Raw genomic sequence first — 12920 nt, forward strand, 5'->3', positions numbered from 1 at the left:
CTCACCACCTTTTCACGAAATACGCCTCACTGGGCTCTTCGGGTTCGCTGCCGGCCAGCGCCAGCCGGTACACCATGCGGGCACCTATCACGGACACGCAGGCGTCGATCTTGTCCGGGCTGTTCGGCGTTTCCTTCTTCACGGAGATGGCGCCGTTCCACCGGGTTTCGTACCGTCTGGCGTTCCCCACATGCCGTGCCACAACAGGGTTTCCGTCGTGGGTGAACGCCCCCTCGAGGATTTCAGCCTCAACCAGTTCGGCGGCGAGCGCGAAATCCTTGCTGTGCGACCGCATGTCCCAGGCGATCGGTTCGGGCATCTTCCCACCCGGAACCGCCCACACATCGAGCTGGTCTTTCCACCGCTCCGGCCAGGTGACCTTCGCGAAGCCTTCCCACTCCCGGACGTCGGAGAAGAACCCCACCACTTCGAACCGTTCGAAGTAGGAGATCAGCCGATTGTCGATCTGCTCAGCATCAACGGGCACATCGTCTTTCGGCTCCCACACCCCCACCGTGAACACATGCCCGTCCGAGAGGCAGCAGCCCACACACGCGGTCGCGTCTTTGTTCTTGGAGCCGTCGAAGAACAACACGACCCGTTCCCCGTCGACCAGCTCCCGCAGCTCGCGGCCGTCTTGGCCGTCGGCGGCGAGTTTCGCCCAGTCCTGCGGATCACACCACGCATCATCGGCCGCGGTGGGCCAGTTCAGATACTTCCGCTTGCTGTCGTCCGGCCGGCTCGAGCGGTGCCAAATCCGCGTCATGATCGCTCGGATCTCCTGATCCGTCTTCCACTCACAGTCCGAGTACACGAACCGCAACGCCTTCTCCAACGATTCGGCGTCGGCCATGTCCGTCTCGGGTGGGGCGATCACCGCGTCGTACAGCAGCAGCGACCCCGACTTTGTCGACCCGTGCTCGATCAGGTCTTCTTCTTGCTTCACCCACGTGTCCCACGTGGCTTCGGCCTGCGACCCGACACCGGGCTTCCACGCATTGTTCGTCTCGCACATCCGGTTACCGGACTTCGCGAGGTTGTCGGCGAGGGTGTTCATGAACTCAGCGCCCGCCGAGCCCAGCCACCATTCGGTCTCATCGCCGACGATGAACGTGGCCTCCCCGCCCTCCGCGGTCGCCGACGACGACGTCAGCACGTGGAGTTTGCCGTCCTCGCAGTTGTACCGCGTCAAACCGGGGTCAAGGTTGTAGTCAGCGACCAGCCGCGAGGTTTTCTTCGCGAACGCCCGCACCATCCGCATCGTGTTCTCGGTCTGATCCTCCGACACCGCGGCGATCTGCACCAACGGCATCGACACCGGCCGCCCCACACACCCACCCGGCAATGTCGGGTCGAAATCCTTGAGCCGCACCGGCGCCAAAAATTCGATCAGCGCCAACGCCGCCGCGAACGGCGACTTCCCCGACCCCTTCGCCAGCCGCCGGGCCCCACCGTGATACACCCACGACCCGTCCTCATGAACGGCGTACCAGTGCAGCAGAAACCGCAACTGCCGGGTCGTGAAGACGAACCGCTCACCCGCCCGCGGCCCATTCGGCTGCCGCAGATACTTCGCCGACCACTTCGCCGCCTCCCACCCCAACGTGAGAGCCGGCTGCCCGGCCGGCAGGGTGTCGAGGCGGCTAAGCGGAGCCGAGAGCGTTCTGGTAGGCGGCGAGCTGGACAACCGCGGCCTCTTCGTCCGGGTCCGACTGCTTCGGCTTCAACTCAATCCCCGCCCGCCGCTTATCCGCCGGCGAAATCAGCAACTCCGACAACCCCGACTGCACCGCAGCCCACGCCATCGAACTGATCTTGTCCGAATTCAACGTGTAACTCGCGTAGAACAGCTCAAGCCGAACCCGCTCCCAATCCGCCGCCGAGTAAAACTTCGCCTCCGCGCTCTCCCCGAGCACATCCCACAACCGCTGCACAATCGGATGCGCCTCAAACCCCAACGACTCCGGCCGATCACCCGCCTCCGCAGTCGTCGTCTCCGCAGAACCCTGCGACTCAGGCTTATTCGCCCGCCGACGATCCTCCGAACGCTTCGGCACCGGCCCCCGCGGCTTACCAACTGCCATATCGATGACCTCCTGGGTCCAAACTGCCGCCAGGGCAGCCGATTACAACGCGACCTGCGGAAACACAAGTGCGACCAGCGGTTTTCCAGCACCCACGGGCTTCAAAACCCGTAGCCAACCCGAGACGCTATGCCGGTTCGGCGCGGGCTTGGCTCGCTGGGGAGTCCACCCCCGGGGTGCGGTAGTTGGGTCCTGCTGCGACGTCGAGTAGGGCGGCGGTGAGGATCAGGATGAGGGCTGTGATGATGCAGGCCCAGCCTGGTCTGATCGCGCGGTGTTCGATGGTGTAGCCGATGAGGACGAGGATGACGCCGATGGCGAGTGCTATGAAGCCGAGTGTGGTGAGCATGGTCTGTCCCCCGGGTGTGGCTTGACTGGTAGTCGTCTGCGTTGGTTGCGGTATCGCTGTTTACGCTCGAGCCCTGCCTTGCGTTCTTGTTCGCTCTTGGGGTCGTGGCATGGATGGCAGAGCCATTGCATGTTGTCGACGCAGTCGGTTCCCCCCGCTGCGACGTTGATGACGTGGTCTTGGATGAGTGGCACACCTGTTGCGCCGCAGCGGTTGCAGCGTTCGGGTGGGTGTTCTCGGCGGTGTTGGTCTCTGACTGTGGTGGAGCGTGGTGCTTGGCCCCAGCTCAATGCTTCTTGCCTGGGCGTTGCTCAGTTGCGGCGTGGCCTGGCCGTGCGCCCGTGGCCCGCACGTGAAGGTTGGAGCAGTAGCCTTCAGGATCTGTCATCGGGGTGTGCTCGCGGACTAGGCGTACGCAGCGGTCGAAGTCGCCGGGCTCACCCCAGCGGATCTTGATGCCGCCGGCGCCGGTGGTCCAGTATTCGCGGCCGCGTTCTGCGATCTCGGCTTGCTGCTTGTTCTTCGCAACCATGGCGTTCTCCTAACCGATTCCGGCGGCGGGGTCGATCTTGGGGATCGCGGCGAGGTCGATCGTTGTGCCGGCCCATTCCGGATCGGCGACGAAGGCGAACGGGTGGATCTCCTGAATGCCCTTGTTATAGACGATGTTCGAGAAGATGCAATCGTAGATGAGTCCGCCGGTCTTGCTGGCCGGATCATAGGTGCCGAGGCCGAGGACGTCGGTGCCGGCGGTGAGTTTCACACCAGCAGCCAGGGTTCCGCCGCGGATGGTCTCCACTGTCGCGTTGGTCGCGGTCATCTGCGGGACGTCCTGGTTACCCAACGCGTCGTTGAAGACGCAGTCGAACGGGCCGCCGTTCGGCCCGGTGACGTTCACATTCGATGTGCCCACACTGGGCAGGGCCTCGAGCGCGGTTTCGACCTGCGCATAGGTTGAGGTCTGCGCCAGGTCGGTGGTGGTTTCCCCGTTGTACGTCAGGGTGAACGGGTCACCGGTCACGGTGACGCGTTGGAGTTCGTTCACCGGTGCATCCTGGATGGTGCGGAGCACACCGTCGGTGTCGAAGCGGGCTTTGATCGGGGCTAGGGCGATGCCTTGGGGCGGGTCAAGGGTGGGCAGCCACAACAGTTTCCCGGTGGGGATGCGTGGCCTGAACTCAACTGTGCCGCTGATCCGCTGCTGATCCGGGACGTCACCGGCGTCGGTGTAGTCGACGACGATCGCGGTGAGCGTCGCCGTCAACAAGAAGTACTCGAGCTCAGCCATAGTTTTTGGAAGGATCTTTGTACGGTGGAGGATTCTTCATCGGGGATCTGGAACCAAGGATATCGATATCTCCGATGACCTCGTCATCGATGTCGACATCACCGACGAGGAATCGCACTACGAGTTGGTTTATGCTGCCTGTGTTTCCGGTTTCCAGGCACACGCCGCCTTCTGCGATGAAACCAGGCAGTTCCACATCACCGATGAAAACCTTGTGGTCCTTGGTCAGCCGTGCGCGTAGATCCTTGCCCTGTACCTCGTTGAACGAATCGTCCGGGTGCGCGGGGATCTTCATCATGCCTCGCTACGATGCTTTTCGTTTAGGTAGCGGTTCGCCGGGGCCACCGTCATCCGGCGGTCCTCCAATGACCCGCGGGTTTTCCAGATGGACGATGCGGGATGAGCTGCCATCTTGGTTGTGGACGGTGAAGCCGAATCGAAGGTCGACTTCGACCTCATAGCCGTCCACAGTGGTGAGCTTCATCAGAGCTCGCGCGGCTTCCTCTCATGGAAGTCGGGGTCGCCGTCGTGTCCACCGATTCCGTCGAACGAGCGCGGCACGTCGAGGCCGCGGATCACCTTGTCGACGTCCACGGCGTCTTCCTTGCCAGCCACCGCGCGTGGCGTGTACGTGATGGTGACTTCGAACTCGGTGCCGGGCTGCTTGTCGCGTGTGGTTTTCTTCGCGCCGGTGATCTCCGAGTCCAGGGAGAACACCACGGGGATCGCATCCCGCACCGACTGCACTGCGGTCTGCAGGATCGAGGCCTTCGGCACCGGGCCCTCGGGGGCCCAGACGGTGGTGACGATGGTCTTTTCCTTGCCGGCGTCCTGCTCGGGGGCCTTCTCTTCAGCGGCGGCCTCAACCGGAACCTCAGCCGGCTCGGGGGTGTTCTTGGTCTGTGCCATCAGTTTTCCTCTCGTGCTGCTGGCCAGTGGTGTGCGTAGCGGCGGTGAACACCACACGCACGTTCATAGCGGGCGCCGCCACCAGTGGTGTCCCACACGGTGACGCACCCGCAGTCATGGGCTTTGCGGTCGATGTAGCGGCCGGTTCTAACGGGAGTGGTCATTCCGGGAACCTCTTCCGCCGCCGGAACGAAGAAACGGACCAGCCCAGAGATTTCGGGCATGATCCGTCAGACGTCTTCATGTTGCACTGCAACAGAAGGTGTCGTCAACGCGACACACGGTATTCGCTGATCTCCCCCAAAACATGGTTGTCGCCGCGGCGGGCCCGGAAACCCGAGAGTGAGTTCTCTCCTTGGACTAGGTTTTCGAACACCGGACTAGCCGGCGTGTAGATGATTCCGTTGCGGTAGTCCCGGTTGTTGTAGATGGCTTCCATGGCGAGGACGCAGTAGCCGATCGGGCCGGGGTGGAGTGGGAGTGCGTGTTGGTCGTCGATGCCGCGGATCAACTGGCGGACTTGTTCTGCGGCGCGGCCGCTGTGCCCGAAGACGTGCTCATGCATGGCCGGCGGGATCCACTGCTCAAGGAACGCATCGAACGCAGCCAGCGCGCGCTCGGTGGCCGAGTCAGTGATGACCTTCATGCCGAAAACCCAAATCCCTTACGTCAACCTGGAGTTGTTCGATTAGTGATGCGGCGACGGCGTGCATGTCCACACCAGAACCGGATGCGTCGATCATGTCCATCGCCCGGTCAACGTAGATACCGTCCTGCGCTTCTAGTGCGGTCCACATGGCATTCGCAACCCGGTTTACCAGTTCGTCGTGGCCCATCATGCCGTCGTGTTCGACGGATCGATTTAGATGCGCGACGTAGCCGGATGCTAGAGCTTGCTTGTTCGGGAATCCAATCCCGTTGTCGAACACGGCTTCTAGCCACGCCAGAAACGCGATGATGTCCGCCTCGTTCACAATCTGGCCTTAGCTGCGATTGGCCGCATGTAATCGATGCAACTGACAATGTTGGCCCGGTCGGTTGCATTCTTGGGGTCATTGAGCCAAGCGGCGTGCCCGGCTATCGCTGCGTCGGCGTCAAAGTCCTGACCGCTGGTGAGTGTGAACCAGGCGAGGCGACACAGCCATGTGAATGGTCCCACGGGATCACTGGTGAATCCTTTGCAGAGTGCCAGAACGATGACGCGCTCGGCGTCGGTGATTTGCTCGGGTGCGTCAGTGCTCATGCCGATAATCCTCTCGATTTATGTCGCCTGGGGCGGCGTCAGTTCGATGTGGCAGGCGTGGTTGTGTCCTGGGTAGTGGTTCCACGACACCGACTCAACCGTGTACTCAGGGCCGTCCTTCACGAAGCACACCAGATCGCCCGCACGCCAAACATGGTCTAGCGCCATCGGTAGATGCCCCTTCCCAGGAACGTGGACGCTGGCACTGATCGTCATGGTTCTCCTTGCCGTTAACTTGGGGGATTTACGTCAACCCGGTCGCGCGCGTGGATGGCCAGTCGACCGTCGTGCATCGGCACGAATTGCTTACAGTCCAGGCACTCGTGACTGCCCGGCCCGGTGAGTCGGTTCGACACCAACGTTCCGCTGCCGGGGCACCGCTCAAATCCGCTGATAATCGCCATGATTTATGTCGCGTCGGCTAGGCGAGTGAAGATCCGATCGACGTCGCGATCACGCGCGTAGACCGCTTCGTCATCTACTTCGCCAGCACCACGGCCGGGGCCGACCCAGCCATCTAGGCCGCAGCCGTTTCCCTGATCCCACGCATCTTCGAGGGCGCGCACCAGGTCCAGTCGAGTGATTCTGAGTTCTGCCATCGTTTCTCCCTGCCGTTAACTTGGGGGATTTACGTCAACGCAGAGCGTTCGTGACTGTTCACCGCGTCGAGTACCTTTTGCCCGGTGGGGCCGTGTGGATCGAGAACGCGACCCGCGCCGTTCGTGATAAGGAACCGTTCCGTGTCCTGGTTGTATCCCACAGACCACCAACGGCCATCGCCTGCCATAACTTCCCAGTAAGGCGGTCGCTCATGCGAGTATGTGACCCTCATGTCATCTCCTGTTGAGTGCCGATAACGTTGCGGTGCTTACGTCGGGTACGTGTCGGTCAGCGCGTTGAGTGCCCGCGTAACCTCGGGTGTATCTGGGAGCGCCGCACCAAGCGCAATGGCTATCGCCAAGACGGCCTCGCGCAGTTCTTGCAACTGCTGATCTTGCGTCAGCACACGTCCTGTTGGCATCGTTTCTCCTTGCCGTTAACTTGGGGGAGTTACGTCAGGTCACAGTTATGGTCGTCAGTCCACTCTGCGCCGCACTCTCCGCATTCCGAACGGCTGCTGATGAGACCGGACATGATGGTTCCAGTCCACTTTGATGGGTCGAAGTTAGGGTCTTCGGTGGGGTCGTCCGGGATGAAATTGCGTCGAGCCGCGAAATCATCGGGCACTTCTCGCATGCTGATAATCCTCTCGCCTTGCGTCAGGTGTTGCTGTTCCTTATGAGGTCAAGCCATACGGAACAGTCGGACAGATGTTCTTGGTCGACAACAGCCGCGCAACCTTCGCAGTAATCGTCCATAACTCGCTTCCCTTTGCCGATAACTTGGGGGACTTACGTCAACTGTTGACCGTGACCATCACGTCGGCTTGGCGTTGATCGTTGGTGAACCAATCACGCTTGACGACCTCGCACTCCCACCCGTAGAACTCGTCGGGAAGATGCACGCTATCGCCAACCGAAGGCAGCGACCCCATCTCTATGTCAACGTACGAATCGGTCGTGGGCCGCTCGTGTGGCCAGTCACCGTCTTGATGGACGAATCGAACTTTCATGCCGTTTTCTCCTTGCCGTTAACTTGGGGGATTTACGTCAACCAATGGTCGGCCCACACTTCGTGATCTTCGTCGGTGTATCGACGTGGCTTCACTGCTGCTGGGTCATCCGTGATGAATCCGACGATATGAGTCAGTTCTTCATCGACAAGCCTGGCCAACATGCGTGCCGCGCCAGGTGTCATGTCGCCATGCTTCACGCAATCCAGCCCGAAGGCCACGAGCCGTTTCTTCAACTGCTTTGGGCTGCTCATAATTTCTGCGTCCTTTCGCCGATAACTGTGCGGAAAGTTAAGTTGCGCAGGCGGTGTCGTTGATCCTGCGCGCGGCGGATAGACGCCGCATCGTGGACGCACGGCCGCCCGTATTCGTCTTCGCGAACGCCCACACCTCCGACGCCAAGAAAACAGTCGACCCGTCTTCGGCGGTGTGGCGGGTGATCTGACCGCGAGACGCCCACGACCGGACCGTGGAGTCAGACACATTCAGCATGTTCGCGATGTCACGGTCGGACATGAACGCTTCCGGTGGTGAAGTGTCGGAGCCCGACAGGATGGTGGTGACGAACACGCTCGCCGACACGTCCGGGAAATCGAACGCCAGCGACAGCTGCCATTCCCGTTCCGCGAGCAGCCATTCAGCGATCTCGCGGCGTGTCTTCTCGCTGTCCAGCTGCTTCTGCAGTTTCTCGCGTTCCATCTCGTCCTCCTTGACCCAGATTTCGCACAGGTGTTGATACCGCTCGTACGGCCATGACAGTTGGCAGTTGCCGCAGTCGATTTGGTCTATTTCTTTGGTGTGGCCCTTGATGGTGCGGTGGCAGCGGACCAGTTCGTATTCGCCGCAGTACGGGCACGGGAGTGCCATTTTGTCGGTGGGTGCGGTGAGCATCAGGAAGTTACGTGCTTTGCGCCGGACTTTGATGAGCTCGAGGGCGAGTTCAGCTCCGGCCATGGAGACCACCCGTGTGTTGGGCCGGTACGCGGTATGCCCGGTAGCGGTGGTGTACGGGACGGATTCGCCGGCGTGGTCAGTTTCGGATGGGCTGAGCCAGACGGTGACGTCATCGGCGCCCAGTGCGACCAGTTTGTCAATGTTGGGTTCGAGGATGCGGACAGCGGCATTCACGGCGCGGACATGTTCGGCGTCGGAGTGGTTCTGCGGTTCGGGCCCGACGTAGGTTTCATTGCCGTCGTCGTCGCGGTGGTAGGGGTTGATGTTGAGTTGTTCAGCGACTCTGGCAGCGGCTACGGAAAGCCATTCCACGATGGAGACTTTCAGTGCGTCCGCGTCGGTGTTGAGGTTGATCGGTGCCGAGCGGGATATCGAAACCTTTTGGTTCAGGCGGCGGTTCGTGTCACCTATCGCCATGTGTAGGGCCAGCCAGGTTTCGGCGATATCGGCGATTGCGTAGCGGGCGCTTCCAGTGCAGGCGTCACACAGCCCGGACTCGTCGGCGATCGGCGCCCCGCGGCGCAGGGTGCGGCCGGTCGTCGAGTCATCGACCTGCTCAGCATCCCGACAATCTCTGCCTGCAAGACAACGATGCGTGTCGGTCATGCTGACCACTTCTTCCCCGCCCGGTGGGTTGGGCAGTACCGCGTGTTCCCTGCACCAAGGAATTCCACTCCACAGTCCTGGCAGATCCGGGGAGTCGGTTCAACCAGACCAGCTAGATTCATACGGTTCTTCGCTAGCGCGTCATGCAGATTCGCGCGTTGTGTCCCCACAGAGAGATGGCTCGGTCGAACGCATGGTGGTGTATCGCAGCTGTGCATCACAACGTCTCGGGGAGAGTGAACCTGCATCCCAGACATCAATGCCGAAAAGCGATGCGCGAGGATCTTCTCTCGGCCATCTCCTTCGTAGATGCTGTAGATCCCGTAACCCTTGTTGTTGACTTCGCCGTTCCAGAGCCAACATTCACCGGAAGTGTCGACCCTCGTCCAGAACTGCTCAATGAGTTCAATCAGGCTGCGTCGGCGACTCATGCTGCGATCTCCCGCTTCAGTCGGCGGCGTTCCCGCTCGGACAGTCCGCCCCAAATGCCCCAGCGTTCATCGCGATCAAGCGCGTAGGAGAGGCATTCGACGCGGACTTCGCACATGGAGCAGACCAACTTGGGTTCTCTCGTGGAACCGCCTTTGTCGGGGTAGAACATGTCTCCGGTATCGATCTGCGCGCATAACGCGCGTTCCCGCCAGGACTCCTGCTCCGCTGGCCCGAATCCCCACGCGGATCGACGGGTTGAGGTGAGTTCGTCAGACACCATGGGTTACCTCCGTGTAGTAGTTGAGCTCATGGTCGGCGCCGGACGACGCCGCCATGCGGAATCCGTGGAGCAGAAGCGGTTCCCGAATGTCCCGCCAGAGGTTGCGCAGCACGTCACCAACGGGAGGCCCGAGTGTGAGGTCGAAGGACTGCGCGGCGTACTCGACCGCCACGTCCATCCCATGCTCGGCAGCGATAGCAGCCACATCGTCCTGGAAGCTCATGAGAAGGCCCCTTCGACGCCGCGAAATAGGACTCGTAGGCACTCCCGGGAGCCGGGCTCGTGAGGCTTGTCTGGGTCGACTTCGTGCCAGCAGGACGGGCAGACGACCACGGTCCGCAGATAGATCGGCGTGTCAGGTTCAGTGCAGTTACAGGCGATGCACAGTGGCCGGTGCATTTCAGAGTGGAACCTTCCGTGAAGGAAGCTGCCCGGATTGATGCCTTCGACGGGGTTTGTGTTGCACTGCTGGCAGTAGATGATCACGGCAGTTGGTCCTTTCGGGGCTGAGAGCCGCTGTAACGGCCCGAACCGGGCGGCAGTGCGGAATCGTGCGCAGGAACCGGGTTTCTCAGCTCTCCGTGTGACTGGGCCCGCGCAGCGGCCACGATGCGCTTAGGGCACGGCAGCCGGCGGGGCATCCCACCCACCTCCGGGTCATGGCAACAAAACTCCCCCGCCTTCGCACCGCAATGGATGCAGTCGACGTCCAGGGCGCCGGTCTCGGCGTACGCCTCCAACACAGGACCACGTCCGCGGATTCGATGACTCGGGCCAACGGGATAATCAGGCATGGCATGGCTCCTGGTGGTTGCATTTCTTCGCAGGTTCTGTGTCGGGAATCCAGTTGCTGCCCTTGCAGATCGGGCAGTTCTCTCGCAGCTCCTTGAGCCGGCGTCGTTCGGCAAGGTCGTCTTCGCGAGCGATGTCTTCCTGGGCCTCATCCCAGAGCCGACCACGCATGCAGTCCGGGCACGGATCGTCCGAGTTCTCTTTGTGCCTTGGACATTGGGGGCGGGGGCCTCGCGGGTCTACTGACGTACCCCTCCCACCAGAAGTAACCAAAGGAATAAGGGTCGGGTCGGGTCGGGTCGGGTCGGGGTAGAGGGACTCCCCGGTGCTGTCCCCGGTGGACAGGTCTTCGCTGACGGCTCCGTTGTCCCCTGGTGTGTCCCCGGTGGACATTTCCGAATCACTGCTGGTTGAAACGTAATCGCGTCCCTTTTTTCCAGCTCGATACGTCGATTTCTTCTCCGCTTCGCGTTTGCGGCGTGCTTGGTTTTCGGCCCTAGTTTTCTGCCATTTTTGCCAGTTTCCGAACAGAATCTCGCGGGAATTCCGCCAAGATTCCGGCGCGTTTTCGACCCAAAGTTCGGCCTGTTCATGCAAAGCACGGATGAGTCTGGGGGTTCCACCGAACTGCTTCACCGTGTCGAGCGGGACGTGTCCGTCGGTTTCTTCCTTGGCCGACCACGCTCCACACCGCACCCACAAACCGATGGCCTCGTTCCGTAGAGCACGGTCTAGTCGCATCACGGGCTTGCTGTCGGCGAAGGCGTCATCGACGTAGAACCAAGGAATTTCAACCACCAACCTTCGGGCAGTGGGCGTAGTGGACGCGGTCGGGATTAGTCGACCCGCACCAACGGCAGCGCGCCGACGGCTGGTTTCGGGTGTCACGATCAGTCACGCTGCCCCCAGAGATTCAGCGGCGATTCCAACGAGGTCCCGCGCTGCTGGTGGAGTGACTGCGTTGCCGGCCTGGCGGACCTGTTCGCGGCGATTGCCGAGGATCTGGTAGCTGCCTGGGAAGTCCATGGCGGCGGCGATCTCGCGGGGCTCGAGCATGCGGAACAGGACGTCATCGAGGTCGATGGTCGGCCGTTCGGCAGTGAGCAGCGACTGGTGGCCGGTGGTCGTGACAGTCCGGATCGCCTCGCGCACAGGAGTTGTCATCTCGGCGCCGTCGCTCTTGCTGCTGTTGTTCCGCATCAGCAGAGCGTGCCGTTCCACCGCGGTGACGGTGGCCAGCGCGTCGCTAGATGGACGTGTTCCGCCGTTGCCGTAGTAGGTGGTGACGAGGCCGTGGTGGTTGCCGTTGGCGACGACCGTGCACAGCGGGTCGGTGACGGGCCGGTGTTTCGATCCGCCTCCGCGTAGCTCGGCGATGAATGCCAAGCCGGTCTCACTGCGCGTGGTCATCGTGCGGGCCGCTTGATCGACCGGTGCGGCCTGCTTACCGTCGCGGCCTTCGACGGGCACCAGCAGCGGCGCCCAGTACCGTTCGACACCGGCACGGATCCGTGCCAGCGTCTTCTCGGCGAGCGGACGGTCACGGTCGCCGATCCGCTGACCCAGCAGCGACCAGTCGATGATCTCAGCTGCCGGACGGTAGTGGGGCTCGACGACCTGATGGCAGCCTAACGTCGGGCAGGTATAGACGTACTGCTGCCGGTACCGTCCCCACGGTGTCCGATCGGAGCGTTTGAAGACCTGCCGCGCGCGGACGTCGCCGTGCACTGGGCATACCGCGGCCGGCGCGGTGACCCGCTCAATTGCGGGGCGCTGGTTGCCTTTCCGCCAGAACAGCACGTACATGCGATCCCGGGACTGCGGGGCGCCGGGCCCGAACACCTGCGCGTGCATGCTGTTGAGGAACACCACGTGGTGGTCGTAGCCGAGGCTGTCCATCGCCATCAGCCACGCCCGGAACGGCTCCCAATGCCAAGCGTCGACGACGTTCTCGACGATCACCGCCTGATAGCGATGCGCCTCCGCGAACCGCGGAACATCCCACATCGTCGCCCGAGAACGCTCAGCCGCCGCATCTGGGAGCACTTCGCCGAACAGATCCGGTTGCGCGTCGGCCCGCTTTCGGCCCTTCGCCACCGAGTGATTGGTGCACTCCGGGCTCGCCCACAACAGATCTGTGCGCGGGAACCGGCGCGGATCAACCGTCGACAGATCAGCGCAGAGATGATCAGCGTCGGGATGGTTCGTATTGTGCGTCTCGACCGCGAGATCCCAGTGGTTCGAAGCGATCCGGACCGTCACACCCGGGACGCTGACCGCCCCGGTTGAGGACCCGCCGGCCCCGCAGAACAAATCTGTGAGGGTGAGCGTCATGCGGTTCTACCGAGAGTTTGGAGCCATTCATCCGCCG

General features: G+C 62.0%; 20 protein-coding genes. All 20 read right to left on the reverse strand.

Annotated features, from left to right (window positions below):
* Nucleotide 1: 1 nt before the first annotated feature.
* The 20 genes from A5646_RS25235 to A5646_RS25310 all read right to left on the reverse strand — a co-directional run bounded on the left by A5646_RS25235 (nt 2) and on the right by A5646_RS25310 (nt 12883).
* Complete coding sequence (locus A5646_RS25235; protein ID WP_067025071.1) at nt 2-1687, reverse strand: terminase; 1686 nt, start codon at nt 1685-1687, stop codon at nt 2-4.
* Nucleotides 1644-2084 (reverse strand): hypothetical protein, encoded by a 441-nt coding sequence (locus tag A5646_RS25240; RefSeq protein WP_156765705.1) that lies wholly within the window; start codon nt 2082-2084, stop codon nt 1644-1646. The genes A5646_RS25235 and A5646_RS25240 overlap by 44 nt, the downstream gene beginning before the upstream one ends.
* Before the next feature lie 127 nt (nt 2085-2211).
* On the reverse strand, nt 2212-2433 hold the full coding sequence (locus tag A5646_RS25245; protein WP_067025077.1) for a hypothetical protein: 222 nt from the start codon (nt 2431-2433) through the stop codon (nt 2212-2214).
* Nucleotides 2409-2723, reverse strand: a complete 315-nt coding sequence (locus tag A5646_RS30510; protein ID WP_082984845.1) for an HNH endonuclease — start codon at nt 2721-2723, stop codon at nt 2409-2411. Before A5646_RS30510 ends, A5646_RS25245 begins: the two co-directional genes overlap by 25 nt.
* The gene (locus A5646_RS25250; protein WP_067025080.1) at nt 2720-2965 is read right to left on the reverse strand and encodes a hypothetical protein; all 246 of its coding nucleotides are present in this window, start codon (nt 2963-2965) and stop codon (nt 2720-2722) included. Before A5646_RS25250 ends, A5646_RS30510 begins: the two co-directional genes overlap by 4 nt.
* Before the next feature lie 9 nt (nt 2966-2974).
* Entirely contained in the window at nt 2975-3721 is a 747-nt protein-coding gene (locus tag A5646_RS25255; RefSeq protein WP_067025082.1) for a hypothetical protein, read from the reverse strand.
* Entirely contained in the window at nt 3714-4019 is a 306-nt protein-coding gene (locus A5646_RS25260) for a hypothetical protein (RefSeq protein ID WP_067025085.1), read from the reverse strand. The genes A5646_RS25255 and A5646_RS25260 overlap by 8 nt, the downstream gene beginning before the upstream one ends.
* A gap of 6 nt (nt 4020-4025) precedes the next feature.
* Nucleotides 4026-4205, reverse strand: coding sequence for a hypothetical protein (locus tag A5646_RS28570; RefSeq protein ID WP_082984846.1), 180 nt, complete (start codon nt 4203-4205; stop codon nt 4026-4028).
* A complete protein-coding gene (locus A5646_RS25265) occupies nt 4205-4630 on the reverse strand; it encodes a hypothetical protein (protein WP_067025088.1) in 426 nt (141 codons plus the stop codon). Before A5646_RS25265 ends, A5646_RS28570 begins: the two co-directional genes overlap by 1 nt.
* Before the next feature lie 268 nt (nt 4631-4898).
* Nucleotides 4899-5276: a hypothetical protein gene (locus tag A5646_RS25270; RefSeq protein WP_067025091.1), complete on the reverse strand. Its 378-nt coding sequence runs from the start codon at nt 5274-5276 to the stop codon at nt 4899-4901.
* Entirely contained in the window at nt 5260-5604 is a 345-nt protein-coding gene (locus A5646_RS25275; protein ID WP_067025095.1) for a hypothetical protein, read from the reverse strand. The genes A5646_RS25270 and A5646_RS25275 overlap by 17 nt, the downstream gene beginning before the upstream one ends.
* Complete coding sequence (locus A5646_RS25280; protein ID WP_067025098.1) at nt 5601-5873, reverse strand: hypothetical protein; 273 nt, start codon at nt 5871-5873, stop codon at nt 5601-5603. The genes A5646_RS25275 and A5646_RS25280 overlap by 4 nt, the downstream gene beginning before the upstream one ends.
* A 407-nt stretch (nt 5874-6280) precedes the next feature.
* On the reverse strand, nt 6281-6472 hold the full coding sequence (locus A5646_RS29260) for a hypothetical protein (protein WP_156765706.1): 192 nt from the start codon (nt 6470-6472) through the stop codon (nt 6281-6283).
* A 797-nt stretch (nt 6473-7269) separates the two neighbouring features.
* The gene (locus tag A5646_RS25285) at nt 7270-7485 is read right to left on the reverse strand and encodes a hypothetical protein (RefSeq protein ID WP_067025101.1); all 216 of its coding nucleotides are present in this window, start codon (nt 7483-7485) and stop codon (nt 7270-7272) included.
* Between the two features lie 32 nt (nt 7486-7517).
* Nucleotides 7518-7739: a hypothetical protein gene (locus A5646_RS25290; RefSeq protein ID WP_067025104.1), complete on the reverse strand. Its 222-nt coding sequence runs from the start codon at nt 7737-7739 to the stop codon at nt 7518-7520.
* 37 nt (nt 7740-7776) lie between these two features.
* Complete coding sequence (locus A5646_RS25295) at nt 7777-9045, reverse strand: hypothetical protein (protein ID WP_156765707.1); 1269 nt, start codon at nt 9043-9045, stop codon at nt 7777-7779.
* A gap of 427 nt (nt 9046-9472) precedes the next feature.
* Entirely contained in the window at nt 9473-9757 is a 285-nt protein-coding gene (locus A5646_RS28575; RefSeq protein WP_082984847.1) for a WhiB family transcriptional regulator, read from the reverse strand.
* The gene (locus A5646_RS25300; protein ID WP_067025110.1) at nt 9747-9980 is read right to left on the reverse strand and encodes a hypothetical protein; all 234 of its coding nucleotides are present in this window, start codon (nt 9978-9980) and stop codon (nt 9747-9749) included. The genes A5646_RS28575 and A5646_RS25300 overlap by 11 nt, the downstream gene beginning before the upstream one ends.
* Before the next feature lie 563 nt (nt 9981-10543).
* A complete protein-coding gene (locus A5646_RS28580; protein ID WP_197505285.1) occupies nt 10544-11347 on the reverse strand; it encodes a hypothetical protein in 804 nt (267 codons plus the stop codon).
* Nucleotides 11348-11443: 96 nt separating this feature from the next.
* Nucleotides 11444-12883: a DNA cytosine methyltransferase gene (locus A5646_RS25310; RefSeq protein WP_067025115.1), complete on the reverse strand. Its 1440-nt coding sequence runs from the start codon at nt 12881-12883 to the stop codon at nt 11444-11446.
* Between the last annotated feature and the right edge of the window lie 37 nt (nt 12884-12920).

The sequence above is a fragment of the Mycobacterium sp. 1245499.0 genome (assembly GCF_001673615.1).
In the GTDB taxonomy this organism is placed as follows: Bacteria; Actinomycetota; Actinomycetes; order Mycobacteriales; family Mycobacteriaceae; genus Mycobacterium; species Mycobacterium europaeum_A.

Bases quoted from the DNA above. Each gene is read 5' to 3' on its own strand.
- A5646_RS25265 (WP_067025088.1), bottom strand. From the start codon at position 4,630: ATGGCACAGACCAAGAACACCCCCGAGCCGGCTGAGGTTCCGGTTGAG.
- A5646_RS25290 (WP_067025104.1), bottom strand. From the start codon at position 7,739: ATGAGCAGCCCAAAGCAGTTGAAGAAACGGCTCGTGGCCTTCGGGCTG.
- A5646_RS25300 (WP_067025110.1), bottom strand. From the start codon at position 9,980: ATGAGCTTCCAGGACGATGTGGCTGCTATCGCTGCCGAGCATGGGATG.
- A5646_RS28575 (WP_082984847.1), bottom strand. From the start codon at position 9,757: ATGGTGTCTGACGAACTCACCTCAACCCGTCGATCCGCGTGGGGATTC.
- A5646_RS25295 (WP_156765707.1), bottom strand. From the start codon at position 9,045: ATGACCGACACGCATCGTTGTCTTGCAGGCAGAGATTGTCGGGATGCT.
- A5646_RS25260 (WP_067025085.1), bottom strand. From the start codon at position 4,019: ATGATGAAGATCCCCGCGCACCCGGACGATTCGTTCAACGAGGTACAG.
- A5646_RS25270 (WP_067025091.1), bottom strand. From the start codon at position 5,276: ATGAAGGTCATCACTGACTCGGCCACCGAGCGCGCGCTGGCTGCGTTC.
- A5646_RS28570 (WP_082984846.1), bottom strand. From the start codon at position 4,205: ATGAAGCTCACCACTGTGGACGGCTATGAGGTCGAAGTCGACCTTCGA.
- A5646_RS25250 (WP_067025080.1), bottom strand. From the start codon at position 2,965: ATGGTTGCGAAGAACAAGCAGCAAGCCGAGATCGCAGAACGCGGCCGC.
- A5646_RS25310 (WP_067025115.1), bottom strand. From the start codon at position 12,883: ATGACGCTCACCCTCACAGATTTGTTCTGCGGGGCCGGCGGGTCCTCA.
- A5646_RS25255 (WP_067025082.1), bottom strand. From the start codon at position 3,721: ATGGCTGAGCTCGAGTACTTCTTGTTGACGGCGACGCTCACCGCGATC.
- A5646_RS25240 (WP_156765705.1), bottom strand. From the start codon at position 2,084: ATGGCAGTTGGTAAGCCGCGGGGGCCGGTGCCGAAGCGTTCGGAGGAT.
- A5646_RS25285 (WP_067025101.1), bottom strand. From the start codon at position 7,485: ATGAAAGTTCGATTCGTCCATCAAGACGGTGACTGGCCACACGAGCGG.
- A5646_RS29260 (WP_156765706.1), bottom strand. From the start codon at position 6,472: ATGGCAGAACTCAGAATCACTCGACTGGACCTGGTGCGCGCCCTCGAA.
- A5646_RS25280 (WP_067025098.1), bottom strand. From the start codon at position 5,873: ATGAGCACTGACGCACCCGAGCAAATCACCGACGCCGAGCGCGTCATC.
- A5646_RS25245 (WP_067025077.1), bottom strand. From the start codon at position 2,433: ATGCTCACCACACTCGGCTTCATAGCACTCGCCATCGGCGTCATCCTC.